This is a genomic window from Pigmentiphaga sp. GD03639, from assembly GCF_029845405.1.
In the GTDB taxonomy this organism is placed as follows: Bacteria; Pseudomonadota; Gammaproteobacteria; order Burkholderiales; family Burkholderiaceae_B; genus Pigmentiphaga; species Pigmentiphaga daeguensis.
In genome coordinates, this window is record NZ_JAOCLR010000001.1 from 21958 (window position 1) to 45761 (window position 23804).

Annotated in this window: 20 protein-coding genes and 1 tRNA gene; 9 read left to right on the forward strand and 12 right to left on the reverse strand. The window is 65.6% G+C overall.

From position 1 onward, the window contains the following. Positions 1-2 precede the first annotated feature (2 nt). On the forward strand, positions 3-776 hold the full coding sequence (gene yaaA, locus N5K27_RS00110; RefSeq protein ID WP_279813513.1) for a peroxide stress protein YaaA: 774 nt from the start codon (positions 3-5) through the stop codon (positions 774-776). Here yaaA and N5K27_RS00115 read toward each other — a convergent pair. Next, entirely contained in the window at positions 719-2983 is a 2265-nt protein-coding gene (locus N5K27_RS00115) for a heavy metal translocating P-type ATPase (protein WP_087838183.1), read from the reverse strand. The two genes, yaaA and N5K27_RS00115, sit on opposite strands and share 58 nt — an antisense overlap. A 109-nt stretch (positions 2984-3092) precedes the next feature. Here N5K27_RS00115 and cadR point away from each other — a divergent pair, with 109 nt between their 5' ends. Further along, entirely contained in the window at positions 3093-3545 is a 453-nt protein-coding gene (gene cadR, locus N5K27_RS00120) for a Cd(II)/Pb(II)-responsive transcriptional regulator (RefSeq protein WP_087838184.1), read from the forward strand. A 42-nt stretch (positions 3546-3587) separates the two neighbouring features. Here the strand turns inward: cadR and N5K27_RS00125 are convergent, their stop codons facing one another. From N5K27_RS00125 to N5K27_RS00135, 3 genes are all read right to left on the reverse strand, one after another. Further along, a complete protein-coding gene (locus tag N5K27_RS00125; protein ID WP_087838185.1) occupies positions 3588-5807 on the reverse strand; it encodes an FUSC family protein in 2220 nt (739 codons plus the stop codon). A 72-nt stretch (positions 5808-5879) separates the two neighbouring features. Further along, positions 5880-7478, reverse strand: a complete 1599-nt coding sequence (locus N5K27_RS00130; RefSeq protein ID WP_279813520.1) for a glucan biosynthesis protein D — start codon at positions 7476-7478, stop codon at positions 5880-5882. A 155-nt stretch (positions 7479-7633) separates the two neighbouring features. Then, on the reverse strand, positions 7634-8800 hold the full coding sequence (locus N5K27_RS00135; RefSeq protein WP_132980376.1) for an MFS transporter: 1167 nt from the start codon (positions 8798-8800) through the stop codon (positions 7634-7636). A gap of 286 nt (positions 8801-9086) precedes the next feature. Here N5K27_RS00135 and N5K27_RS00140 point away from each other — a divergent pair, with 286 nt between their 5' ends. Continuing rightward, the gene (locus N5K27_RS00140) at positions 9087-9635 is read left to right on the forward strand and encodes a DNA starvation/stationary phase protection protein (RefSeq protein WP_087838189.1); all 549 of its coding nucleotides are present in this window, start codon (positions 9087-9089) and stop codon (positions 9633-9635) included. 18 nt (positions 9636-9653) lie between these two features. Here N5K27_RS00140 and N5K27_RS00145 read toward each other — a convergent pair whose 3' ends face one another. Then, positions 9654-11255, reverse strand: a complete 1602-nt coding sequence (locus N5K27_RS00145; RefSeq protein ID WP_279813525.1) for a phospholipase D family protein — start codon at positions 11253-11255, stop codon at positions 9654-9656. A 121-nt stretch (positions 11256-11376) separates the two neighbouring features. On the opposite strand from N5K27_RS00145, the gene N5K27_RS00150 reads away from it, so the two are divergent. The 3 genes from N5K27_RS00150 (at position 11377) to N5K27_RS00160 (ending at position 13199) form a co-directional block, all read left to right on the forward strand. Next, positions 11377-11452 (forward strand) — tRNA-Ala (locus N5K27_RS00150). 209 nt (positions 11453-11661) lie between these two features. Next, positions 11662-11985: a helix-turn-helix transcriptional regulator gene (locus N5K27_RS00155; protein ID WP_279813528.1), complete on the forward strand. Its 324-nt coding sequence runs from the start codon at positions 11662-11664 to the stop codon at positions 11983-11985. Next, positions 11982-13199 carry a type II toxin-antitoxin system HipA family toxin gene (locus N5K27_RS00160; RefSeq protein WP_279813531.1) on the forward strand — a complete coding sequence of 406 codons (1218 nt, stop codon included), beginning with the start codon at positions 11982-11984 and terminating at the stop codon, positions 13197-13199. Before N5K27_RS00155 ends, N5K27_RS00160 begins: the two co-directional genes overlap by 4 nt. 113 nt (positions 13200-13312) lie before the next feature. Here the strand turns inward: N5K27_RS00160 and N5K27_RS00165 are convergent, their stop codons facing one another. The 7 genes from N5K27_RS00165 to N5K27_RS00195 are packed head-to-tail and all read right to left on the reverse strand — an operon-like array spanning position 13313 to position 20064. Beyond that, complete coding sequence (locus N5K27_RS00165) at positions 13313-14194, reverse strand: MBL fold metallo-hydrolase (RefSeq protein WP_279813533.1); 882 nt, start codon at positions 14192-14194, stop codon at positions 13313-13315. Continuing rightward, positions 14191-14976, reverse strand: a complete 786-nt coding sequence (locus N5K27_RS00170; protein ID WP_279813537.1) for a class II aldolase/adducin family protein — start codon at positions 14974-14976, stop codon at positions 14191-14193. Before N5K27_RS00170 ends, N5K27_RS00165 begins: the two co-directional genes overlap by 4 nt. A 7-nt stretch (positions 14977-14983) precedes the next feature. Continuing rightward, positions 14984-15925, reverse strand: a complete 942-nt coding sequence (locus N5K27_RS00175) for an NAD(P)-dependent oxidoreductase (protein WP_279813540.1) — start codon at positions 15923-15925, stop codon at positions 14984-14986. After that, positions 15925-17076: an FAD-dependent monooxygenase gene (locus tag N5K27_RS00180; RefSeq protein ID WP_279813544.1), complete on the reverse strand. Its 1152-nt coding sequence runs from the start codon at positions 17074-17076 to the stop codon at positions 15925-15927. Before N5K27_RS00180 ends, N5K27_RS00175 begins: the two co-directional genes overlap by 1 nt. Continuing rightward, positions 17073-18086 (reverse strand): fumarylacetoacetate hydrolase family protein, encoded by a 1014-nt coding sequence (locus N5K27_RS00185; RefSeq protein WP_279813547.1) that lies wholly within the window; start codon positions 18084-18086, stop codon positions 17073-17075. Before N5K27_RS00185 ends, N5K27_RS00180 begins: the two co-directional genes overlap by 4 nt. 8 nt (positions 18087-18094) lie before the next feature. Next, the gene (locus N5K27_RS00190) at positions 18095-19033 is read right to left on the reverse strand and encodes a VOC family protein (RefSeq protein WP_279813549.1); all 939 of its coding nucleotides are present in this window, start codon (positions 19031-19033) and stop codon (positions 18095-18097) included. 26 nt (positions 19034-19059) lie between these two features. Next, entirely contained in the window at positions 19060-20064 is a 1005-nt protein-coding gene (locus N5K27_RS00195; RefSeq protein ID WP_279813551.1) for a tripartite tricarboxylate transporter substrate binding protein, read from the reverse strand. A gap of 275 nt (positions 20065-20339) precedes the next feature. Between N5K27_RS00195 and N5K27_RS00200 the strand changes: the two genes are divergently transcribed. From N5K27_RS00200 to N5K27_RS00210, 3 genes are read left to right on the forward strand one after another with little or no spacing between them, the layout of a single operon-like run. Next, on the forward strand, positions 20340-21419 hold the full coding sequence (locus N5K27_RS00200) for a porin (protein WP_279813553.1): 1080 nt from the start codon (positions 20340-20342) through the stop codon (positions 21417-21419). 26 nt (positions 21420-21445) lie between these two features. Further along, positions 21446-22786 (forward strand): fumarylacetoacetase, encoded by a 1341-nt coding sequence (gene fahA, locus N5K27_RS00205; RefSeq protein WP_279813556.1) that lies wholly within the window; start codon positions 21446-21448, stop codon positions 22784-22786. Continuing rightward, the gene (locus N5K27_RS00210; protein WP_279813559.1) at positions 22783-23802 is read left to right on the forward strand and encodes an amidohydrolase family protein; all 1020 of its coding nucleotides are present in this window, start codon (positions 22783-22785) and stop codon (positions 23800-23802) included. The genes fahA and N5K27_RS00210 overlap by 4 nt, the downstream gene beginning before the upstream one ends. Positions 23803-23804 lie beyond the last annotated feature (2 nt).

Here is a 23804-nt window from a genome sequence, read left to right on the forward strand (position 1 = left end):
CCATGCTGTTTCTTCTTTCCCCCGCCAAGAAACTGGATTACGACACGCCCGCGCACGTCGAGACGTCCACCCAGCCCTTGTTCGTGGATCGCGCCAAGAAGCTCATCTCGGTGCTGAAAACCAAGTCCGCCGACGACGTCGCGAGCCTCATGGACCTGAGCCCGGCGCTGGCCGAACTGAACGTGGCCCGCTACGCCAAGTGGACGCCGAAGTTTACGGCGGAAAACGCCAAGCAGGCGGTGCTGGCCTTCAACGGCGACGTCTACGAGGGGCTGGACGCTGGCACGCTGACGGCCCGCCAACTGGACTGGGCACAAGAGCACGTGGTCATCCTGAGCGGCCTGTACGGCGCACTGCGGCCGCTGGACCTGATGCAGCCGTACCGGCTGGAGATGGGGACGCGGCTGGCGACCCCCAAGGGCAAGAACCTGTACGAATACTGGGGCAGCGAACTGTCCGACTACCTGAACCAGCGCCAGGAGGCCGACCGGCATCCGGTCGTGGTGAACCTGGCTTCCGAGGAGTACTTCAAGGCGGTCGACCGCAAGGCGCTGAAGGCCCGCGTGATCCAGTGCGTGTTCGAGGACTGGAAGGGCGGGGCCTACAAGGTGATCAGCTTCCACGCCAAGCGTGCGCGGGGCCTGATGGCCCGCCACGCCATCGAGAAACGCATCGCCAAGCCCGAGGGCCTGCAGGGCTTCGATGCCGAAGGCTACGGCTACGACGCCTCGGCATCGAGCCCGGACCGGCTGGTGTTCCGCCGCAAGGCGGCCTGATCCGGCTGCGGCTGGCGCAGCAGCCGCAGCCCGTTGAACACCACCAGCAGGCTGGCGCCGGCGTCGGCGAATACCGCCATCCACAGGGTGGCCTCGCCGGTGAAGGTCAGCACGAAGAACACCAGCTTGATGGCCAGCGCGAACACGATGTTCTGCCACAGCACCCGCGAGGTCCGGTGCGACAGGCGGATGAATTCGGGCAGCTTGCGCAGGTCGTCCTGCATCAACGCGACGTCGGCTGTTTCGATGGCGGTGTCGGTGCCCGCCGCGCCCATCGCGAAACCGATGTCGGCGCGGGCCAATGCCGGGGCGTCGTTGACCCCGTCTCCCACCATGCCCACGGGCGCCGCCCGGCCCAGCGCCTCCACGGCGGCCAGCTTGTCGTCGGGCAGCAGGTTGCCCCGCGCATCCTCGATGCCCAGTTCCGCCGCCACCGCGCGCACCGTGGCGGCGTTGTCGCCGGACAGGACCACCGGCTCCACGCCCAGCCGGCGCAATTCGGCCACGGCGGTCCGGCTCGAGTCGCGGATCGTGTCGGCCACCGCCAGGATGGCCACGGCCACGTCGTCCTCGCACAGGATGACGGCGGTCTTGCCCTGGCGCTCCAGCGCTTCCAGTCCGGTTTCCAGCGCGTCGTCCGCCGCGCCCAGCTCGCGCGCCAGGCGCAGGCTGCCCAGCGCATAGGTCCGGCCCTCGATCCGGCCCGTGACGCCGCGCCCGGCCAGCGACGCGAAATCCTCGACAGGCAGCGCCGCGCCCGCGTGGGCCGATACGATGGCGTGCGCCACCGGGTGGGACGACAGCGCGTCCAGGCTGGCGGCCAGTTGCAGCGCACGGGCACGGGGCAGGGGCGAGGCGCCCAGCGTCACCACGTCGGTCAGGGCCGGCTTGCCGTGGGTGAGCGTGCCCGTCTTGTCCAGGGCCAGGCGGCGCAGGCGCCGTCCCTGCTCCAGGTACAGGCCGCCCTTGATCAGGATGCCGCGCCGCGCGGCCGAGGCCAGGCCGCTGACGATGGTGACCGGCGTCGAGATGACCAGCGCGCACGGGCAGGCGATGACCAGCAGGACCAGCGCGCGGTAGACCGAGTCGAGCCAGGCCATGTCGAACGCCAGCGGCCCTGCCACGGCGACGATGATCGCCACCACGAACACGGCGGGCGTGTAGACCTGGGCGAAGCGATCGATGAAGCGCTGCGTGGGCGCGCGCTTGCCCTGGGCGTCCTGCACGGTCTGCGCGATGCGGTCCAGCATGGTGTGTCCCGCGGCCGCCGTGACGCGGTATTCGAGCACGCCCTGCTGGTTGACGGTGCCGGCATACAGCGCGTCGCCTTCCTGCTTGGCCACCGGCATGCTTTCGCCGGTGATGGGGGCCTGGTCCACGCTGGACGCGCCGCCCACCACGATGCCGTCCAGCACGATGCGCTCGCCCGGCCGCACCCGCACCACGGCATCCACGCCGATCAGCCGCGCGGGCATTTCCTGCCACGAGCCGTCGCCCTGGCGGACCAGGCCGCGCTCGGGCGCCAGCGCCGTCAGGCTGCGTATGGCGTTGCGGGCGCGCGTCAGGCTGAGCGCCTCGATCATCTCGGCCACGCCGAACAGCCAGATCACCATGGCCGCCTCGGGCCACTGGCCGATCAGGGCCGCGCCGATCACCGCCACGGTCATCAGCAGGTTGATGTTGAGGGTGACATGGCGCAGCGCCAGCCAGCCCTTGCGCAGCGTGCCCAGGCCACCCAGCAGGATGGCCGCCAGCGCCAGCGCGGCCACGGGCAGCGAGGTGTCGGCGCCGGTGGCGTAGGCCAGCACTTCCGAACCGATCGCGAAGGCGCCGGCCAGGCCCATGCGGGCCCACGGCTGGCGCGGCGCGGCCTCGGCCGGCTGGTCCTCGGGCGCGGCGGCCGCGTCGATCGGCACCGGCGACATGTTCAGGCCGGCGATGGCCGCCATGATGGGTTGCGGGTCGTCCAGCACATGGCCGACTTTCAGCGTGCGGCCGATCAGGTCGAACGACAGCGTGCGCACGCCGTCCATCGATTCGAGCGCCTTGCGCAGCAGCCGTTCCTCGGTCGGGCAGTCCATCTGCTCGATCTTGAACAGAGACGTGCGCAGTCCTTCGTCCGTGGCCGGCAAGGCATCGCGCGGGCGAGTGGTTTCAGGCGCGGCTTCGTGGCCGTCGCCGTGGCAGTGTTTGCAGGAATCGGACATCCGTCTGCTCCAAAGGCGTTACGGATCCATTTGAAACCCTGTAGCCGGTATAGAGTCAAGCGGGGACATTGGCGTATCCTGGGAGGTGGAAACAGCCGCGGGGAATGCGATGAAGATAGGAGAACTGTCCACGCGGACCGGCACGCCGGTCGAAACGATTCGTTACTACGAGCGCGAGGGCCTGCTGCCGCCGCCGGCCCGCACGGCCGCCAACTACCGCATCTACGGCGAACCGCACGTGGAACGGTTGCTGCTGGTGCGCAACTGCCGCGCGCTGGACATGACGCTGGAAGAGATCCGGCGATTGCTGCGCTTCTGCGACGATCCCGCGGACAACTGCGGCGAGATCAACGCCTTGCTGGACGAACACATCGGCCACGTCGCCACCCGCATCGCCGAACTGAAGGCCCTGGAGACGACGCTGAAGACCTTGCGCAGCCAATGCTCGGACGAACGCGCCGCGCGCGATTGCGGCATCCTGCAGGGGCTGGCGGCCGCACCGGAGCCGGCGCGCCGCGACGCCGAGCACAAGCACGGACTGCTGGGGCCGACCCACGGCTGAGCCGTCCGGCCTGTGCGAGCCTCCTTTTAGCGGGAACTGGCCCTAGTGCACCTGCGGGACCGTGGCGCGTATCAGCAGCGCGGTCTTGGCCATCTGCTTGATCTGGTAGGCGAGCTGCTGCAAGACCAGCACGCGCTCGGCGTCGGCCGGCGCGGTGCCGGCCTGGGCGGCCGCCACGGCGCCGTCCATGTCGCGGGTCAGCTGCTTGAGCTGGTCGTCCTCGTCCGGCTGGGGCGGCTTGCCGGCGTTGGCGTCGCGCAGCAGGCGGTCCACCGTCGCGACCGTCTCGGTCATCGGCGGCGGCAGCGAAGGCAGCGCGGCGATCAGCGGCGCCGCCGCGCCCACCTGCGCGGCCATGTCGTGCAACTGGATGACCAGGCTGTTCAACTGCGCCGGTGAACGCTGCTTGGACTTGGGCTCCAGCATCATCCGGTAGAACGAGTTGGTGAAGTTGCCGAACGCGATGTGCACGTTCTTGCGCGCCAGCCGGTAGTCGACGTTTTCCTGGTGCATCTCGACGTTGTCGACCGAAGTGCCGGCCAGTCCCAGGCTGGCCATCAGGTAATGGCGATTGGCCTCGATCGCGCGCCGCAGCAGCGGCCGCAGCATCCGGTATTCCCAATAGGGGAAGACGTAGCTGCAGGCCAGCGCGATGGCCGAGCCGACCAGCGTGTCGATGGCTCGCTCGCCCACCACCATGAGCGAGCCCGGCGCCAGGAAGTGGAAGCTCAGCAGCACGAAGGCGGTATTGAAGGCGGAGCTGCCGACGTAGTACAGCAGCACCAGGCTGTTGGCCATGACGACCGCCACGAACATCGCCGCCAGCAGCACGAACTTGTTGTGCACGAAGAACAGGAGGGCCAGGACCAGGGCGCAGCCGATCAGCGTTCCGGCCAGGCGCTGCAGGTTGCGCTGCTTGGACAGGGCGAAGCCGGGCTTCATGATGACGAGTATGGTCAGCACCACCCAGTAGCCGTGGATGGCATGGTGCGGCATCAGCCACTCGCTGGAGATGGTCATGCCTATCGCCGCTGCCAAGGTGACCCGCAGTGCGTGCCGGAGATACGGCGAGCTCCATCGGAAGTTGCTGCTCAGGCGGCCCAGCTTGAAGTCCTGGCGGGACAGGAAGCGCTGCAGCGAGGCGTCGACCTGGAGCGAGCCCGGTTCGTCCAGGTGAGCGACGTCGGTATGGCGGCGCAGCCGGTCGACGATGTAGGCGGCGTTGCGGGCGCGGCGGAAGGTCGAGATCAGCGCGGCGTAGGCTTCCGGCTCGGCCTCGGGGAAGCCGCGCTGCTTGAGCAGTTCGATCTCGTATTCGATGGCTCGCACTTCGGCCTTGACGGTGACCCTGCTCTTGCTGGGCATGCCTTGCGTCACGGCCAGGCCCACGGCCTCGGTGTCCTGCGAGAGCTTGTGCAGCAGGTCGCGGAAAAAGACCAGCAGGTCGGAATCCTTGAACATCCTGCGCAGCAGCAGGTAGTCGGTATGGACCGCGACCATGGTCTCGTGCAGGTCGACGATGTCGATGAACAGATTGAACAGCATGGTCCGGTACTGGTCGCGCCGGCGATCGGAGCGGCGGGGCAGTTCGCGCAGCACCACGTCGCGCGCGGCTTCCTGCTGTTCGGCCACGGCGGCCTGGCGGGCGATCAGTTGCCGGTAGTTGTCTTCGATGTCGACGTCCGGATCGTAGAAGCGGGCCTTGGCTTCGAGGTACTCGGCCGAGGCGAAGATGCAGACGGCGATCGCCTGCTGCGCCTGCCGGTACCAGAGGAGCCGGTTCACGGCCAGGCTGAACGCCGTGTACCACAGGCCGCCGACCAGGACGGCGGCGGTGTGCAGGGCGGCGGCGCGCGCGTCCAGGACGTCGTGCATGGTCAGCGTCATCAGCAGCAGGCAGCCGAAGCCGATCAGCCCGCCCTTGCGGCCGTACACCGCCAGCAGCGAGAAGCCGAAGCACTGCGCGATCACCGCGATCCACAGCGCCAGCGGGTAGGGCGAGGCGAGCGCGGTGATGGCCGCCGCCAGCGTGCCCAGCAGTGCGCAGCCCAGCATCTCGTTGCGCCGGTGCCGGAAGGGCCCGGGCTGGTCGACGATGGCCACGCACATGGCGCCGAACGTCGCCGCCAGCCCCAGGGCCGCGTGATGGAACAGCCCCAGCAGCACCAGAGCAGGCATGAGCACGCCCAACGCCTGCCGGATCCCCATGTAGAAGTACTGGCTGTAGATGAATTTCTTGATGTTCTTGGTGGAGTAATCCATCGAAGCGGATTCCGGGCGGTGTTCTGCGAGTCTATTGGAAAACCCGCCGGCCGGGGGAGGCCCCCGGCGCGATCAGGCGCCGCCGCCCGGCGGATGGTATTGGTACAGCCACGTCTCCGACAGCGTCAGTTCGCCGCTCTTCAGGTAGAGGCGCATCTCCACGGGGTCGGTGCCGTCCACCGTCAGGTCGAACTGGGCGCGCCAGTGGCCGGGGATGTCGTCGGGCACCGCCTCGACGTATACGTAGGAAAAGCTGCCGCGCGACGCCCACAGCACGGCTTCGGGCGCGACGCCGTAGGGCAGGCCGGCCAGCGGGCCACCCAGGAATTCCACCATGAACTTGCGCACGCCCTGCGGCCGAGGCTGGCCCGGCTGTCCGCCGTTGCCCAGGCGCGTGGCGACGCAGCGCGCGGTGGCCGGCGGGTAGGGCTCGCGGTCGGTCCAGTGCAGGCGGTACTTCAGCCGGTGCTCGTCGCCTTTTCTGGCCGGGGAGGCCGGGACCCACATCGCGACGATGTTGTCGTGGATCTCGTCATCGGTGGGAATCTCCACCAGGTGCACGGCGCCCGGGCCCCAGTCCCCCAGCGGTTCCACCCATAGCGAGGGGCGGCGCTCGTAGTGGACGCCGTCCAGGTAGTGGTCGAAGTTCCGGTCTCGCTGGAGCAGGCCGAAGCCGCGCGGATTATCGTCGCCGAACGCCGAGGCCATGATGCGCGGCGGATTGTTCAGGGGCCGCCAGATGTACTCGCCGCCGCGGGTCCACATCGCCAGCCCGTCGGAGTCGTGCACCTCGGGCCGCCAGTCGATGGCGGTGGGCTTGGAGACCTCCGAGAACCAGTACATGGACGTCAGCGGGGCGATTCCCAGGCGCGCGACGTCCCGGCGCAGGAACAGGGCCGCGTCGACGTCCATCAGCACCGCCTTGCCGCGCGTCATGTCGAAGCGGAAGGCGCCCGTGATGCTGGGACCGTCCAGGCGGGCGTAGACCGTGACGGTATCGCTGCCGGCCGCCGGCGGGACGAAATAGATGTGCGTGAATGCGGGGAATTCCTCGGCGCGGTCGGGGACGGCGATATCGATCGCGATGCCGCGCGCCGACAGGCCGTATTGATAGAGTTCGCCGATCGCGCGGAAGTAAGAGGCGCTCAGGAACGCGACCCAGTCGTTCGTGCGCCAGTCCGGCGCGGCCGGGCCGGCCACGCGGCTTTCCTGGAAGCGGAAGCCGGCGAAGCCGATGCCGGGGGGCAGCGCGTGGGCGGGGCTGTCGGCGGGCATGTCGAAATAGCTTTCGTCGTACAGGATCTCGCGCGCCTGGCCGGCCCCGTCTCCGTCCAGGACGTACATGCGCACCGGCGTGGGCGAGAACCGGCCCAGGTGGAAGAAGGTGACCGGAAACCGGCCCGGGCCGTCGGCGAACAGGGCATGGTCCGGCTTGAAGCGTATTTCTCCCACGGCGGCATAGTCCAGGCGTTCCAGGATGGGCCAGTTCGGCATGGGCGTGGCCTGGAACGGGCGTGTGGCGGCCTCGCGCGCTTGGCGCACAAGGTGGTCGAACGAGAAAGGCGCGCGCGCGCCCAGCCTGAGCGGCGCCGCCGCGCCCGCCGGCGCGTAGCCCATGGCGGCCATGGCCAGGGCGCCGGCGGTAACGAGAAAGGTACGTCGGTCGGTCATGGAGGGAGAGCCATCCGGTTTCATCGGCGTGCCCAATTTTTCATCACGTCGGGTAAGTCGTTGGTGAAAAAAGGTTTTTTTGTGTAGTCCCACGGCTGTCCCCAAAGTTGTCCACACCGGGGGTGGGTAACTTGGGACAGCGGACCGCGCGTTCGTCAGGAGCGGACAGGCAGCAGCCGGCGGGACAGGATCACGAAACCCGCCGATGCGGCGATGGCGGTAAGGAGCAGCGTCATCGCGGCGGTCATGGGACCGGCGTGGTCGGTGATGAAGCCCAGCAGCATGGGCCATGCGTTGCCGATGTAGCCCGCGATGTAGAACAGCGAGACCATGAGGCCGCGCCGCTGGGGCGGCGCGATCTGGTTGACGATGCCCGCGGCGCCGATGAACGCCGCGCCGAACCCCAGGCCGGTGACCAGGACCGCCAGGCCCATCAGCCAGGCCTGGGTGGCCAGCAGCGAGGCGACGGCGCAGGCCAGTCCGCTGGCAAATACCACGTTGCCGTAGCGGAAGGCGGACGTGCTGGACGTACGCTGGCTGAGGAATTGCGCCGTGCCGGCGCAGGCCGCCAGCAGCGAGCTGGCATAGCCGCTGAGCGCATAGTCGTGGATGCCCAGCAGTTTCTCGCCCAGCGACGGTCCCATCGCCATCAGCGACGAGCCGACCCCCCAGACGATGGACAGCGTGATGCAGCAGAGCAGCATCAACTGGGTGACGCGCCGGGCGGGCAGGGCGCGGGCGGACGCATGCACGGCCTGCGGCGAATGCTGCGCCGGAGCCGGCGGGGCGGTCCGGCGCAGCGGCAGGCGCCACAGCCCATGACCGACGGCGAGGGCGATCGAGACGATGACCAGGAAAGGGAGGACGGTGGGGTAGAGCCCCGCTTGCAGGGCCACGCCGCTCAGGATCGGCCCGAGGATGGAACCCAGCGTGAAGGCCGCCGTGCCGAACAGCGCGGCGCGCTGCTTGTGCTGCGGCGGTTCCAGATCGAGCAGCGCGGCGTTGGCCGCGCCGGTCAGCGTGCCGGTGCCCAGGCCCGCCAGCAGGCGGCCTGCCAGCAGCATGCCCAGGTTATGGGCGAGGGCCAGCAGGATCGCGCCGGTCGCCACCATGGCCAGCGCGGGCAGCAGCAGCCGGCGGCGGTCCGCGACCCTGTCGGCCAGGCGGCCGCCGACGAGCAGCGCGCTCAGCACGCCGACCACATAGGCGAAGAAGATCGCCGTGGTGGTGAACGAGGGCAGGTGCAGTTGCGCCTGGTAGAGCGGATAGAGCGGCGTGGGAACGCTGCTGCCCATGACGCCGGTCATGAGCGAGATCGTCACGAGCGCGCGGGCTTTCCAGAGCGAGCGCGTCGATGCCGGAAGCGAAGGGGAGTCGGAGTTCAAGCGGCAGGGCTCAGGATGGGGCGGCGGGCGGTGGAGTCCTTGCCGCCGGCCGGAATACGAGAGCGCACTAGTCTACACCCATTCATGGATGGGCTACGGGTTTACCATTAGTCGGGCGCTCGGTTGATCTGGCGTCCCATGCCTTTCATAATCGGACGGCGGGTACGGCCATCGCGGCCTGCGCCCCCGCGCCGCCCGCCTCACCTCTCCCCTGGAGCATGCCATGAAGCGAATGGACACCGAACGTCAAGGCAAGTTGAAGAAGCGCCGCGCGGCCCCGCTGGCCACCCCCACCGACCTGGGCGCGGAAGCGACGCGCGAACTCAGCGGCGTGCTCAACGGTATCCTGGCCGACGTCTTCGCCCTGTACCTGAAGACCAAGAATTTCCACTGGCACATGAGCGGTCCGCACTTCCGCGACTACCACGTATTGCTGGACGAGCAAGGCGTCGAGATCTTCGCCATGACCGACGTCATCGCCGAACGCGTGCGCAAGATAGGCGGGCCCACCATCAAGTCCATCGGCCATATCGCCAAGCTGCAGCGCATCCTGGACAACGACGCGGACTACGTCCAGCCGCTGGACATGCTGGCCGAGCTGCGCGAGGACAACAAGACCCTGGCCAGCCACCTGCGCGAGGCGCACGAGATCTGCGACACCCATCGCGACATCGCCACCGCCAGCCTGATCGAGAACTGGATAGACGAGGCCGAGCGGCGCACGTGGTTCCTGTTCGAGGCCAGCCGCAATTCCGACGGCACCGGGCATTGACGGCGGGACCGGCCCGCGTCACAGCAGGGGTTCGATGGGCAGCCATGACATCAGCCGGATCGCCAGCCGCTTGAGCAGGCCGGTGCCGGGTTCGGTGTCGTGCCGGATGGTGCGGCCGTCCCGGCGCTCGAGCCAGTACAGGCCGCCTTCCGGCGCCAGGCCGACCTCGTAGGCACTGTCCGGTATGGTGGTGTCGAATGCCTCGGAAATCCGGCTGGCGAGCTCGGGGCTGTCGATGACGAAACCCAGCTCCGTGTTCAGGTTGGCCGAGCGCGGATCGAAATTGAAGGATCCGATGAAAGCCCGGGTACGGTCCACGCCGAAGGTCTTGGCGTGCAGGCTGGAGCCCGAACTGCCGAACAGCGGCTTGCCTTCGGGCCTGCCGCTGTGGTGCGAGTTGCTGCGCATTTCATACAGGCGCACGCCCGCCTCCAGCAGGTCCTTGCGCCGCCGGGCATAGCCCGAATGCACGACAGGCACGTCGGTGGCCTCCAGCGCATTGGTCAGCACCCGCAGCTTCACACCCTGTCGCGCCATGGCCGCGAAAGCTTCGGTCCCCTGGGCGCCCGGCACGAAGTAGGGCGACACCAGGTCCAGTTCCTTTTCCGGCGTGCCGATGATGGCGGCCAGTTGATGGGCCAGCAGTCCATCGGGCGTGGCCTGGCCCTGCGCCTTGGCCGGGTCGTCGCTGACCATGCGCGCGGGGGCCCAGGTCAGCGGCAGCGTGCCCGCCAGCAGGTCGCGCACGAAGGGTTGCTCGCGCATGGCCCGCACATAGGCGGCCGCGGCCGGGCTGGCCTCGATCGAGGCCGAATCGGTCGCCAACTCGTCCAGCCTGGCGGCCGGGACGGGAGCAAGCAACTGGGCGACCGGATAGGCCGAGACGCTGGCCCAGTAGCGGTCGAAGTCCGCCGAGACCTCGTTCACGATGCCGCCCACGGCCAGCACGTCGAGGTCGGCGAACAGCACGCCATCGGTCGCGCCGAAGTATTCGTCGCCGATGTTGCGGCCGCCCACGATGGTCGCCTGATTGTCGGCCGTGAACGACTTGTTGTGCATGCGCCGGTTCAGGCGCGAGAACTCGAACAGGTAGCCCACCATCTTGGGACGCCGGATGGCGAACGGGTTGAACAGCCGGACCTCGATGTTGGGATGGGCATCGAGCGCGGCCAGGGTCTCGTCCAGGCCCGCTATGCCGTTGTCGTCCAGCAGCAGACGCACCCGCACGCCGCGGTCCGCCGCGGCGTGCAGCGCCTCCAGCATCATGGTGCCGGTCATGTCGCCGCGCCAGATGTAGTACTGGATGTCCAGCGTGCGTTCGGCGGCATGGGCCAGCAGCATGCGGGCGGCGAAGGCGTCGCGGGCGTCGGCCAGCGGGTGGAAGCCCGTCTTGCCCGGATGGGCATCGGCCTGCGGGGCGATGACCCGGCCCAGCGCGGTCTGGCGCGAGACGTCCGGGGCCAGGGCCGATGACACGGAGCGGTCGGCCAGCGGCGGCAGCGAGCAGCCCGCCAGCCAGGCCACGGCCAGCGACGAGGCGGCCAGCTTCGCGGCCCGCGCGCCTATTCCCGGGGAGGTTCGCGCCTTGCCGCCGCCAGGGTTCCGGATCCGTCTGTCCATGCCGCATTGTTGGGCAAGACGGCGCGTAACTCAAATCGCGCCGGCGGGCGGCGACGGAGCGTCCTTATTCGAGGCGCCACCCACGTACCAGAAAAATACGGTATAGTTTCGGTCTGCACGTGGGGCGGTAGCTCAGTTGGGAGAGCGTCGCGTTCGCAATGCGAAGGTCGGGAGTTCGATCCTCCTCCGCTCCACCAGGATTTCATTCAAAAACGACGTACTGCATCTGGCGATGCGGACGTCGTTTTTGTTTTGGGCGGCAGTTGATTTAATGTATCGAATAAAAGACGTTATAGGGTTTTTTGCCGGATAGTGTCTTACATAAAGAACATTGCTTGCGGCAGTTTAATGTTCGATATACGATTCATTATCGCGATTTTTGCCAATAATGTTTCGGATGTAGAACATGAATCTTGCCGAACTAGGGGAAGCCTTCCGCACCGCCCGCATGGCCGCCGAGCTGACTCAACAGCAGGTCGCCGAGATAAGCGGCGTGGCCCGCGGCCGTATCAGCATGTTCGAGACGGGGGCCCTGCCTGAAATCGGCGCGGTCAAGATGCTGAGCCTTTTCGATGCTGTGGGGCTGGAGTTGATCGCGCGTCGGCCAGGGCATCAGCGCACGCTCGACGACGTCCTGGCCGAGCCGGCCGAGGCGGCCGATACCGCGGTGCGCCAGCGGGTGCGCAAGCGTTCCGCGCGCGGCCCGAAAGCCACGAAGCGCCAGCCATGAGCCGCGCGACGCTCGATGTCCATGTGAGCGGCGAACGGGTGGGGACGCTTACCGAGGAAGCGGCCCGGTATGTTTTCAGCTATCTGCCCGACGCGCCGCCGGATCGCTTCGTGTCACTACTCATGCCGGTTCGTGCGGCATCGTACGACTGGAAGACGCTGCATCCCTTCTTCCAGATGAATCTGCCGGAGGGATTCAAGAAGGATCTGATGATCCGGCGCCTGGGCCCGCATGCCGACGTCAGCGATTTCGGCCTGCTTGCGCTGACGGGTGCCAACACGATCGGCCGCGTCCAGGTGGTGCCGCGCGGCGCCACGCTCGCTACCGCCTCCAGCAAGGCCGACATGGCGGGATTGCTCGCGTCGGCGGACTCGCGGGAAAACCTGCTGCGGTTATTGGAAGGCGGCGTGGCGGAAGGGGTGTCCGGCATCATGCCCAAGGCGCTCGTGCGGCCCGAGGACAGGGCGACGGTCTGGACGGACGAGTTCATCCTGAAGACGGGTTTCGATGACCTGCCTGGGCTCGCGATCAACGAGTTCCTTTGCCTGGAAGTCGCTCGCGCAGCCGGTCTCGAGGTGCCCGAGGCCCGACTGTCCGCCGACGGGCAGGTGTTGGCGGTACGGCGCTTCGACCGTACCGCGGGCGGCAGGATGCTGGCGGTCGAGGACTACTGCGCGCTCAAGCCCAATGACGCCGTCAACAAATACAAGGGGACGCTGGAGGACCTGGCCAAGCTCACCCGCGCCTACGTGCCGCGCGCCGCATTCAAGGAGGCGGCACGCCGCCTCTATGCGTTGATATTGTTGAACTACGCCGTTCGCAATGCCGATGCGCACCTGAAAAACTTCGCGCTGGTCTATACCGACGTCGACGATGTCCGGTTGGCGCCGGTCTACGACGTCCTGAGCAGCACCGTCTATCCGAGGTTCGCGACGAACCTGCCTGCGCTATCCTTGCAAGGCAAGCGCGTGTGGGCATCGGGCAGCATGCTCGCGATCTATGGGGCCACGCGGCTGGGCCTGAGCAGGGCGGACATGGACGAGGCGCGTGAACGGATCACGCAAGCCGTGCACGGGGTTGCGCCGATAGTCTCCGACCATGCCGCGCGCTACCCCGGCTTTCGCGATGTCGCGCAAGGCATGTTGGCCGCCTGGGGCGCCGGGCTGGCCGATATCAGGCCCGAGGCCAAGCCTGGGAAAGCCGTTGCACGTTGATCCGCCGCCGCATTCGCTCTTTTTGGTCCGCTCTTTTTTCGCTCGAAACCTGCGCGAGTTGAAATACCATTGAAATACCTCGCGGGTTCCGGATTCCGCAGGGTTCTCCGGGACTACGTTCGGCGAAGCGCGTCCACAAGCTCTTGATATACGCGCCGCACGTCTTCCAGCAGCCGTTCCTCGGTATCGGCCCAATGACGAAAATCGCCCAGGTCCATATTCCGGGCTACCTCTTCGGCGCTCGCGCCGGCCTGGAATCCCTGCCTGGAGCAACGGTCTATCGTTTCAAGATAGTTCAACATCGATGCCAGGCCGGCCTTGTCGCTGATCGGACCATGCCCTGGCACGATGACGTCCACGTCCATTTTCAGCAGATCTCGCACCACGGCGATCCAGCCGGCCATGTTTCCGGCAAATGCGGCTGGACAAACGCGATTGAAGAACAGATCGCCGGTAAAAAGGATCCGCTCGGCAGGCAGCCAGGCCACCGCGTCTCCATCGGTATGGGCGATTCCTGGATGAAAGCAGACGATTTCGCGTTCGCCTTGATGCAGGAACACCCGGTCTTCAAACGTCAGGTCAGGAACGATCACCGGGATGTCGCGCAAATCGGCCGCGAAGTGCGGTCGCTTCGCCGCCCATCGCGCCGCCGCGTCCGGCCCGCCGTTGACGATGTTGGCCCGGCAGGCGCGATGGCAGATGACGCATGCGGAGCGGAATCGGTGCGTGCCAAGGATGTGATCCACGTGATGATGCGTCAGCAGTACACGGCCGACCGGCTTGTCGGTGACGCGCTGGATCGCGCCGATGAACGCCTCGTGCATCGAGTTGGTGCCCAGGGTATCGATAACCACGCAATGCTCGGGGCCGACGATTAGGCCAGCATTGCTATAGCCTGCATTGCCGTGGGCACCGTTGGGCTGCACATAGGCGAACACCCCGTCCGCCAGTTCCCGCATGCCGGTTTCCCACTTGAGGAAATTCGCCGTGCTCATAGGCAATGCTCTAGAGAAGGATGATCGGCAATGAACTTCTGCCGCAGATTCTGATATCCGAAGTACGCCACTACCTCTCGGCCTATGGCACGCCGGGTACGCCTTGCTACCTCCTCGGGAAGCGCGCGCGGCTGGCCGGCTGCTTCCGCGAGCAATTGCACCCTGCAGGCATTGTCCAGCGAGACAAGCCAGAAGATGCACGATTCGATGGTCGTGCCTACGGTCAGCAAGCCGTGGTTCTGCAACAGCAGGGCTTTGCGCGAGCCCAGGGTCCGGGCGATAAGCTTCCCCTCTTCGTCGCTAAGCACAATGCCCGAGTACAGTTCCAGTACCGCATGGTCGTCGAAGAAGGCGCACGCATCCTGGGTAATCGGGTCGAGCTGGCGGCCGAGGCTGGCCCACGCCTTTCCATGCGTCGAATGCCCGTGCGCAATGGCCAGAACATCGGGCCTGGCCTCGTGTATGGCCGCATGCACGGCAAACGACGCAGGATTGAGGATGCCGTCGCCTGCAAGCACCTTTCCGCTCTTGTCGACCAACAGCAGATCGTTTGTCGTCAGCGTTCCAAAATGGCGGCCGTATGCGTTGACCCAGAAGCAATCGGGTTGGCGGGCATCCCGGACAGTAATGTGCCCCGCCGTTCCCCAGTCCAGATTCAAGCTGGAAAGCAGGCGGCAGCCGATCGCGAGTTCGCGACGGCGCCTTTCCGTTTCCTCGCGCGCATCCTCCATGGCGGGTGGAATAGTCATCGGATACTTGGGCGTTTCTTCGTTTGTTTGCATGTCAGGCCTAGATCGGATGAGAAAGCGGAGGGGGCACGCGATTTTTCAACGGTTGGCCCGTGATGAACAGACCGAGCTGGCCGACGAAAAAATCCAGCAACTTGTCGACGGCTCCCGGAGCACTCCACGCAAGATGCGGAGTCAGGCGCACCTTGGGATGGGTGTACAGCGGATGCTTGTCCGGCAGCGGCTCAGGCGTTGCCACGTCGAGGGAGGCGCGCGCCACGGTCCCATCATCCAGCCCGCGCAGCAGCGCCTCCTGGTCGATCAGATCTCCTCGCGCGACATTGACGACGTGCAGCCCAGGTCGGCAAGCCGCAAGGAACGCCTCATTGACGACATGCCGGGTTTGCGGGGTGGACGGCATGCAAAGAACCAGGTGATCGGCCATTGGCGCGAGCCGCATGGGATCGATGACAGCCTGCACCCCGTCCATGGGAGCGGCGAGCGTCCGGCGCAGGGCCACGACGTGCATCCCGAATCCCAACGCATGCCGCGCTACCGCGGTGCCTACCGCGCCCACGCCGGCCAGGGCTAGCATTTTCCCGTGCAATGTTCCTGACATCCGGGGCTTCCAGTCGTCAGCCGCCTTGATCCAAGCTTCAGGAAAGCGCTTTTCGAAACCGAGCATGGTGGCCATCACGAACTCGGCGATGAACGGGGCATTGAGCCCCGCGGCGGTGGTGACGCAGGGTACGTCGAACATCCATTCCGGATAGGCATCGATTCCCGTTCCCGGAAGCTGGACCCACCTGGTCGCTCCTGGCCATCCTCGAGGACGAGGTTTTCCGCGCCAGGCCTGCGTCGGCGCTGCCAATAGGACTTCGGTATCGTGGCTCCAGCCTTCGGGGCCGGGCGCTGCATCGATGATCAAGTGGCGGGCCAACCGGCTGCGCAGCGCCGCGCCAGTCTGGTCTCCGAACTGCTGGGCAATCAAGGGGAGTTCCATCAAATGGGCGCTCGGAGTTCTTCCAGGACCTGCGCGGACAAGCCGACAGGATCGGCATTGCCATAGCCCCGGCCGGCCCATTGTTCCAACTGCCAGCAGCCCAGCTGCTTGGACGTCTCCACAATGCGTTGGCAACGGGCAAACCGGCGCGACGTGAATCTGGCCAGGGCGCTCGGGACATCCAGCCCGGAGTCGAACAGCAGCTCTCCGAGCACGACAGCGTCCTCGAATGCCATGGACGCGCCCTGGGCCAGGTGCGGCGTCGTACTGTGGACCGCATCGCCGATCAATACCACGCGGCCCTTGGCCCAGGGGGCGGGGAGCAACAGCGGCTCCAACGGCCGGTAGACGATGTCCTCGCCCGCCGGCAGCTTGCTTGCCACCTTGCCGACCAGGCCCCCATAGCCTTCGAGACGTTGCGCCAGGCCGGCCTGCAACTCCTCGGTCTTGAACCACGGATTTTCAGGCTCCGGGGTCAGGAGCAGCAGGTACATCTGCTCGTTGGCCAGGGGAATCAGTCCCGCGACGCTTTTTTCGCCACGTTGAAATATGGCCCTGTCTACCTCCGGCAAACGCGGCGCCGTGAACCGCCAGCATCCCTGGCCGGTGAAAACAGGACGAACCACGTCGCCGAACAGCATCTGGCGGGTCGCGGAGTTCACTCCGTCCGAGCCAATGACCAGATCGCAGACGAGCCGCCGCCCATCGCTCAGCTGCGCCTCGACATGAGAAGCATGCTGAGTCAGCGAAGTGACGGTCGTGCCCAGGTCCACGTGGGCGCCCAATGACAGGGCTTCCCGGCTCAGGATGCGATGCAGGCTGCGGCGCTGGATGCCGCAAGATGATGGGAAGCGCGAATCGCCTACATTCGGCTTGGGGCGGTTGCGCAGCATATTGCCCGCGGCGTCGAAATACGAGCTGACGGAATACGGGAAACCTTCCGCCACGCAGGCGTCAGACAAGCCCAGCGCATCCAGCGCGCGTATGGCGTTCGACTGAAGAATGATACCTACGCCGTATACGTCCCATGACTTGCTGCGCTCGACCAGATGGGCCTTGACACCGCGCTTTCCCAGCGCGATCGCCGCGGATAGCCCTCCTATGCCCGCACCGATGATCAGTGCGCGCATTTCCGACGATGCCGATGTCATGCATGCGCTCCTTCCGATACGCAGGTATTGCGTTGCGACCCAAGGCCCGCGATAGACGCGATGATTTCGTCGCCTGCTTTCAGAAAGCGCTTGTAGTGCGTACCGTTGCCCGCCGGCGACCCCGTCAGGATCACGTCTCCGGGCCCGAGGGCAACGCGATTGGAGACATATTCGATCTGTCGGGATATATCGAAGATCATGTCCGAGCTCGTTGCATCCTGCATGACCTGGCCGTTGAGTGCCAGGGTCATGTGCAAATCATGCGGATCGGCGACGAATCTGGCCGGCATGATGAAAGGGCCGAAGGGCATGAAGCTGGGGGGAGACTTGCTGGACAGCCAGTCGGAAGCGATGGCGCGCATGTCCGGGCGGAACAGCCTGTCACGGGCGGTAATGTCGTTGGCGATGGTATAGCCGGCCACATAGCGCATGGCATCTTCCCGGCGCACATGGCGAGCAGGCCTGGCTATCACGACAGCCAGCTCGAGCTCCCAATCCGGCTTCTCGATGTCCTCAGGCAGGGCTATGGGATCGAAGGGGCCGATGACGGTGCTGGGCAACTTCGCGAACGCGTAGGGCATGCCGTTTCTGGCTCGCTCGTCGATCTTCGCCTGGGCTTGCTCGCGCCGCTGTTCGGCCGTACTGGCCTGGTCGTTCACGCCGCCGCCGAAATCCGCCGCATGGTCGATGACATGCTGACGGTAGTTGGCTCCGGTGCAAAGAATCTGCCGGGGAGTGAACGGGGCATGCACTTGCAACTGCCCGGCCGGCTTCCACAGGGCCTGGCAGTCGGCCGGCTCACGCTCCAGAAAACGGGCCACCGAGTCGATGTTCGCGTCCCAATCTTCGACGAACTCGAGCAGGCATTCTTCGCCGTGCAGGCGTATGCCGGTCTGATGCCGCCAGCGATTGATGGCGGCAAGCGCCAAGACCTGGTCGCCGCACACCACGGCGGGAAACGGTGCGCAGCCAGCGATGGAAAAGCTGCCAAATCCGAATGGCAATTGCATGCTCCGGCTCACAGGACGCGCTCCTCGGGACGCGTCAAGCGGACCTCTTCCGCCGGCGCCTCGTCCCGGGGCCTGGATACCCACCATATGTGGCCGAACTTGCGACCCCACACGCGTGGAACCCACGTGTCGTCGAGGTAGTCCGTGTCAGAGGAATACTCGGCATCCCCTCCCGCAGGATTGGGGATGTAGTAGAAGAAAGTCGAGGAAATGCGATGACGCCCCAGCCCGAGCGCGCTATGCCAGCCATTTCTATTCATGTTGGCAGCGCCCGCCATGATCTCGTCGATACTCTCGACCCCGAACGCAATATGGCGGAACGACAGCGACTTGCCCGGCTGCCAGAAGATGTTGTGGTGTTCATTCCTGCCATCCGCGCGAAGAAAGAACCCGCCTCCATCCTGGATATCGCTGATGCGGAATCCGAGCCGGTTGACATAGAAAGCGGCGGTCCGCCGCACATCGGGATGGGCGAACACGATGTGCTGCATCACCTTGGGCCTGGCCTCGGCATACCAGCGCCGGTTCTGATTCCAACGCTCGATGCGGCCCGGCGCGTTGAGCGGATCCGCAGGAGAGGTCACCGGCCTGGGCGTGAACAACTCCAGAACGGTAGGCAGGCCGGCATCGTCCACGAAAGATATCGCCTGTCCGGAAATACGTTTGACCTCGCGGTCGGTAGACAGCGACTTCTCGAAAGTCTCCAGCGCCTGCATCGTATCCACTGCCCAGGTAAGCTGCCTGACGCCGGGCCCGGCTTCAAACGCCGCGGGCAACTCGGGATCGTCTGCCTTGCGCAGCGAAACGACGGACAGGTCCGGCAAGGTGAAATCGCAACGACTTTCATCATCGCCATCGGCTACGAGGCCAAAATCACGATAGAACCGGGTGCTGGCGGCGAAGTCGTGCACCCCATAGGTAACACGACGAATTCCGACTATAGCCATGATGTCTTCAAGAACCTCAAGATGTTTTACGCGGGTGTGATGCCCAGCTTGGCAGCGATTCGCTTCCACCGAGCCAGATCGTCTTTCTGAAACCGCGCGAGCTCCGCGGGGCTGACATCGAAACGGTCGAGCGACGCGGCATCCCTGAACCTGTCCGCCGCTTTGGTCCTGTTTGCTTGCGTGATGGCATCGTGCAGACGGGCCACTGCTTCGTCCGGGGTTCCTGGCGGCACGTACAAGGCAGACCAGGCCGAAAACTCGTAGTCGGGCACGCCCGCTTCCTGCAGCGTGGGGACTTCCGGCAGTGCCGACAATCGCCGCGCCGACCCCACGGCCAACGCGCGTACCTGCCCCGAGCGAATCATGGGCGTGGCAACAGGCAGGTCGCAAAACATCACGTCAACGAAACCGCCCACGAGTTCCGTCATGGCATTGGGTGTGGACTTGTAGGGGACATTGAGCATCTTTACGCCCGCGAGCACGCCAAACAGTTCCCCGCCAAGCCGGGATACCGAGGTTCCGCTGCCAAACGTGAGCTTGCCCGGCTTCTCCTTTGCCAGAGCGATGAACTCGCTGACCGATTTTGCAGGGAAATCCGGCTTGACGACCATGACCTGATACAGCTTGGAGACGCCGGCGACCGGTTTCAGGTCTCGGATGGGATCGAAGGGCAGCTGGGCCAGGAGTATGGGATTGGCGACCTGCGTCGTGGAAGTGGTCAGCATGATGCAGGAGCCGTCGGCCGGTCCGTTGCGAAAAGCGTTGTAGGCAAGCGCCCCGTTTCCGCCCGGCCGGGGATCGATGATGATCGGTACCTTCAGCACCTGCGACATGCCTTCGGCCAGCAACCGCATATGCTGATCGGCTGCGGACCCGGGGCCGAACGGAATGATTGCCGTGATGTATTTGGCGGGGAATCCCGGCGATTGTGCCTTCGCGGGCATGGCCGCGCCGGCGCCCATGGCAAACAGGAAAGAACACAATGCCCTTCTTTTGGTAACCGGAGCGGCTGCCTTGTCGTGATTTTTCAATTTAGTCTCCTCCGGGAGAGCAGGGACAACCCCCGGCATATACGCCTCGCCATGAACCCGGATCGCTAGATTAGCGACGCTACGGGGCGGCCGGGAAATCGTTTTTGCGGATCCAAGCCATAGGCGCTGCGAATGATCCGCGACCTTGCCGCACCGCTATCCGCGGCGCTTATGCGTTCCATCCTCCTAAATGATTTTCCAGCCGCGCAGCGCGTGCCTATGCTTGCTGCTTGCTCTTGCGTGGCTACTACAGATCAATAAATGGAGGAGATAACTTGAGCAGAACTAGACTCTTGCTTGTTGCCGCATGGGGTGCTTTGTGCCTCTCGTCAGAACCCGTTCATGCCCAGAGCAGCGTGACCCTATACGGCGTGCTCGATATCGGCGTGTACCGCAACAACAACGTCAACGGCAGTTCGATCTCCCGCGCCGAAACCCGGCATGAACCGAGTTATTTCGGCCTGCGGGGAAGCGAGGACTTGGGGGGCGGACTGAATGCAACGTACCGGCTGGAGGCTTCGGTCGCCGTCGACACCGGTACCAGCACCATGTGGCGCCAGAGCATCGTCGGCTTGGAAAGCCGGCAGTGGGGCGGGTTCACGCTAGGGCGCCAGTACGACACGATCATCGACCTGGTGGGCGTCGATCCGCCGCGGTTCAATTCGATCACGGCCGTGCATACCGGCAATTGGGACCGCAGCGCAGGCGTATTCGTGAACAACTCCATCAAGTACCGGACGCCGACATTCGGTGGCCTGACCGGCTCGCTGATGTACATATTCAAAGAGGACGGCACCTCGGCTACGAACTCCGGCAAGGGCCTGGGGGCAAGCGCGACCTACCAGCAAGGGCGGCTGCGCGTCACGGCGGCCTGGCTCAAGCTCGATGGCGTTACCCACAGGCCTGCGAACGACGTGGGCCTGGCGAATCTTTTCGGGCTTGCCTTTCCCGCCACCACCAGCGCCATCGTCACCAATGACACGATAGCCGGCCTAGGTGCTTATTACGACTTCGCCAGGTGGCGGGTTCTTGGCCAGTACACCACGACCAAGCTCAGCGCCGGCACCGGTTCTGAACGCATCAACACGCTGTCGGCGGGCATCTCGGCCGTTCCTCAGGGAGAAGGTCTTCGCCCCTCGGTGGGCGTGAACCACTCCCGCCTGGGGGACGCACGCTGGACGACCGCCTATGGCATCCTCGATTACTTTCTCAGCAAGCGCACCGACGTTTATGTGCGCGTGATCTCGCAATGGGCCGGAGGCGCCGCCGCTCCACGCGCGGCGCTCTATCTCGAAGGCCCATCTTCCAGCAGCCGCCAGACGGTTGTCGGCGTGGGCGTGACACATCGCTTTTGACCTCGGACGAGGATACGGCAACCATCATGTACCTTCCCCCCATTGACGAATCGCACGACGGCGATCGCCGGAGCTGGATCGAATCGGCCAACGGACACCCTGACTTTCCTGTCCAGAACCTGCCGCTGGGACGCTTCCTGCTGGGGAGCGATCTCAAGGCAAGAGCGGGGGTCGCCCTGGGCGACTCGGTAATCGATCTCGGCGGCTTGCTGGCGACAGGCCTACTGGAAGGAGATGCGCAAGCGGCCGCGCAGCGTATTTGCCACGACGCCGGCAACGCGCTGATTGCGCTTTCCGCCAGGCATCGCCAGGCGCTTCGGCGAGCCTTATCCAGCCTGTTCTCTATAGGCACGAGCCGGTCTGACACGGCGCGCAAGAGCGCCAGCGTTTTCCTGCACGACATGCAAGACTGCCGGTTGCTGCTGCCGTGCGAGATCGGCGATTTCACCGACTTCAACGCCGGCATACACCATGCGGCCAACGGCGGCCGCCGCCGGGGCCAGCCCGATCCGCTGTTGCCCAACTACCGGCACCTTCCCATCGCATACCACGCCAGGGCCTCGTCAGTGGCTCCTTCCGGCACGCCGGTTCGCCGGCCTTGGGGGCAGTACCTCTCCGACGAGTCGGGCGTTCCGGTCTTTCAACCCACGCGCAAGCTTGACTTCGAACTGGAAATCGGTATCTGGATCGGACGCGCCAATGAGCCTGGATCGCCCGTGGACATCGACGAGGCTCCTGACTATATCGCCGGCTACTGCATCGTGAACGATTGGTCGGCCCGGGATATCCAGTCGTGGGAATCGCCCCGCCTCGGTCCATTCCTGGGGAAGAGCTTCCGCACCACGATTTCACCGTGGGTGATTTCCCCCGAAGCGCTCGCGCCATTCCGTGGATCGGCATTCAAGCGCCGGCCGGAAGACCCTCTGCCTCTGTCCTATTTGCACCATCCGCTCGACGTCTTGGAAGGCATGCCCCAGTTGCAGCTGGAAGTCTGGCTGACCGCGCCGCCCTTGGAGGAACCTCGGCTGATCTCGCGCTCGTCGACCGGGCACCTCTTCTGGACGCCCGCCCAGATGGTCACGCACCACGCCTCGAACGGTTGCAATCTCAGGCCGGGCGATCTGTTTGGCACGGGCACGGTAACCGGTCCCGATCAAGGCAGTTTCGGCACTTTTCTGGATGCGATCAGCCCTCAACGCCCCTCGCTGCTGGTGGATTGCGTGCCGCGCACCTTCCTGGAAGACGGCGACAGCCTGACACTGAAGGCCCGCGCCACCCGCGATGGATATGCCAGCATAGGGTTCGGTGACTGCAGCGGCCGCATCGAGCCAGCCATTGACCGGTATCAGGGAGCGCCCATCCAATGACCGCTCATGCACACCGGCCCTACAAGATCGTTGTCGACATGCATTGCCACATGCTGGTCCCGGCCGCCGAGGCCCTGGCCCGCCCCCATTTGCCGCCCACGCCGGATACGACCCAGCGCTTCCAGACCCTGGAAACACGCCAGGCCAGCGCGGCCATGGCGGCGGCTTGTCGAATACAGTTGCTGGACGCGGACCGCCGGCTATCGGACATGGACGCCATGGGGATCGATATCCAAGTGATATCGCCAGCGCCGAACCACTACGCCTACTGGGCAGACGAATCGCTCGGGCGCGAAATCGCCCGTACCGTCAACGATGGGCTGGCCGAGGTTGCTGCACGGCATCCCACGCGGATGCGTGCGTTGGGAACCGTCCCCATGCAATCCCCTCGGCTGGCTGTCGAGGAGATGAAGCGGTGCGTGCGCGAACTGGGCATGGCGGGGGTGGAAATCTCGACGAATGTGGCGGGCACGGAGCTGTCCGACCCACGGTTTCATCCGTTCTTCCATGCCGCGCAGGAGTTGGGCGCCATTCTTTTCCTGCACCCTACCGGTTTCACCCACGGCGATCGTCTGGCGCCGTACCACCTCAACAACATCATCGGCAATCCGTTGGATTCCACAGTGGCCCTGGCCCACCTTATCTACGGCGGTGTGCTGGACGAATATCCGGACCTGAAGATCTGCGTCGCCCATGGCGGAGGATTGCTTCCTTCCTACATAGGCCGTTTCGACCACGCCCACCGTGTGCGCCCCGACTGCCACGCCCATTGCCAGCATGCCCCGAGTCACTATCTGAAAAGAATGTACTTCGATACGATGGTATTCGACCCGGACCAGCTCGATTGGCTGGTGCGCAAATATGGGGCGTTCCAGGTCCTGCTGGGAACCGACTACCCATACGACATGGGAGAAACCAGGCCGCTGGAGTTGCTGCAGCGCACTGCGCTCACAGAGGATGAACGGGGGCTGGTTGCAGGGTTGAACGCCGCGCGCCTGCTGGGACTTCCCTCGTAGCG

What these genes read in the sequence shown, in the direction of transcription:
- N5K27_RS00115 (WP_087838183.1), bottom strand. Translation starts at nt 2,983, where the DNA reads ATGTCCGATTCCTGCAAACACTGCCACGGCGACGGCCACGAAGCCGCG.
- N5K27_RS00210 (WP_279813559.1), top strand. Translation starts at nt 22,783, where the DNA reads ATGACCGCTCATGCACACCGGCCCTACAAGATCGTTGTCGACATGCAT.
- N5K27_RS00155 (WP_279813528.1), top strand. Translation starts at nt 11,662, where the DNA reads ATGAATCTTGCCGAACTAGGGGAAGCCTTCCGCACCGCCCGCATGGCC.
- N5K27_RS00140 (WP_087838189.1), top strand. Translation starts at nt 9,087, where the DNA reads ATGAAGCGAATGGACACCGAACGTCAAGGCAAGTTGAAGAAGCGCCGC.
- N5K27_RS00145 (WP_279813525.1), bottom strand. Translation starts at nt 11,255, where the DNA reads ATGGACAGACGGATCCGGAACCCTGGCGGCGGCAAGGCGCGAACCTCC.
- N5K27_RS00130 (WP_279813520.1), bottom strand. Translation starts at nt 7,478, where the DNA reads ATGACCGACCGACGTACCTTTCTCGTTACCGCCGGCGCCCTGGCCATG.
- N5K27_RS00185 (WP_279813547.1), bottom strand. Translation starts at nt 18,086, where the DNA reads ATGCAATTGCCATTCGGATTTGGCAGCTTTTCCATCGCTGGCTGCGCA.
- fahA (WP_279813556.1), top strand. Translation starts at nt 21,446, where the DNA reads ATGTACCTTCCCCCCATTGACGAATCGCACGACGGCGATCGCCGGAGC.
- N5K27_RS00125 (WP_087838185.1), bottom strand. Translation starts at nt 5,807, where the DNA reads ATGGATTACTCCACCAAGAACATCAAGAAATTCATCTACAGCCAGTAC.
- yaaA (WP_279813513.1), top strand. Translation starts at nt 3, where the DNA reads ATGCTGTTTCTTCTTTCCCCCGCCAAGAAACTGGATTACGACACGCCC.
- cadR (WP_087838184.1), top strand. Translation starts at nt 3,093, where the DNA reads ATGAAGATAGGAGAACTGTCCACGCGGACCGGCACGCCGGTCGAAACG.
- N5K27_RS00165 (WP_279813533.1), bottom strand. Translation starts at nt 14,194, where the DNA reads ATGAGCACGGCGAATTTCCTCAAGTGGGAAACCGGCATGCGGGAACTG.
- N5K27_RS00175 (WP_279813540.1), bottom strand. Translation starts at nt 15,925, where the DNA reads ATGGAACTCCCCTTGATTGCCCAGCAGTTCGGAGACCAGACTGGCGCG.
- N5K27_RS00190 (WP_279813549.1), bottom strand. Translation starts at nt 19,033, where the DNA reads ATGGCTATAGTCGGAATTCGTCGTGTTACCTATGGGGTGCACGACTTC.
- N5K27_RS00180 (WP_279813544.1), bottom strand. Translation starts at nt 17,076, where the DNA reads ATGACATCGGCATCGTCGGAAATGCGCGCACTGATCATCGGTGCGGGC.
- N5K27_RS00170 (WP_279813537.1), bottom strand. Translation starts at nt 14,976, where the DNA reads ATGCAAACAAACGAAGAAACGCCCAAGTATCCGATGACTATTCCACCC.
- N5K27_RS00160 (WP_279813531.1), top strand. Translation starts at nt 11,982, where the DNA reads ATGAGCCGCGCGACGCTCGATGTCCATGTGAGCGGCGAACGGGTGGGG.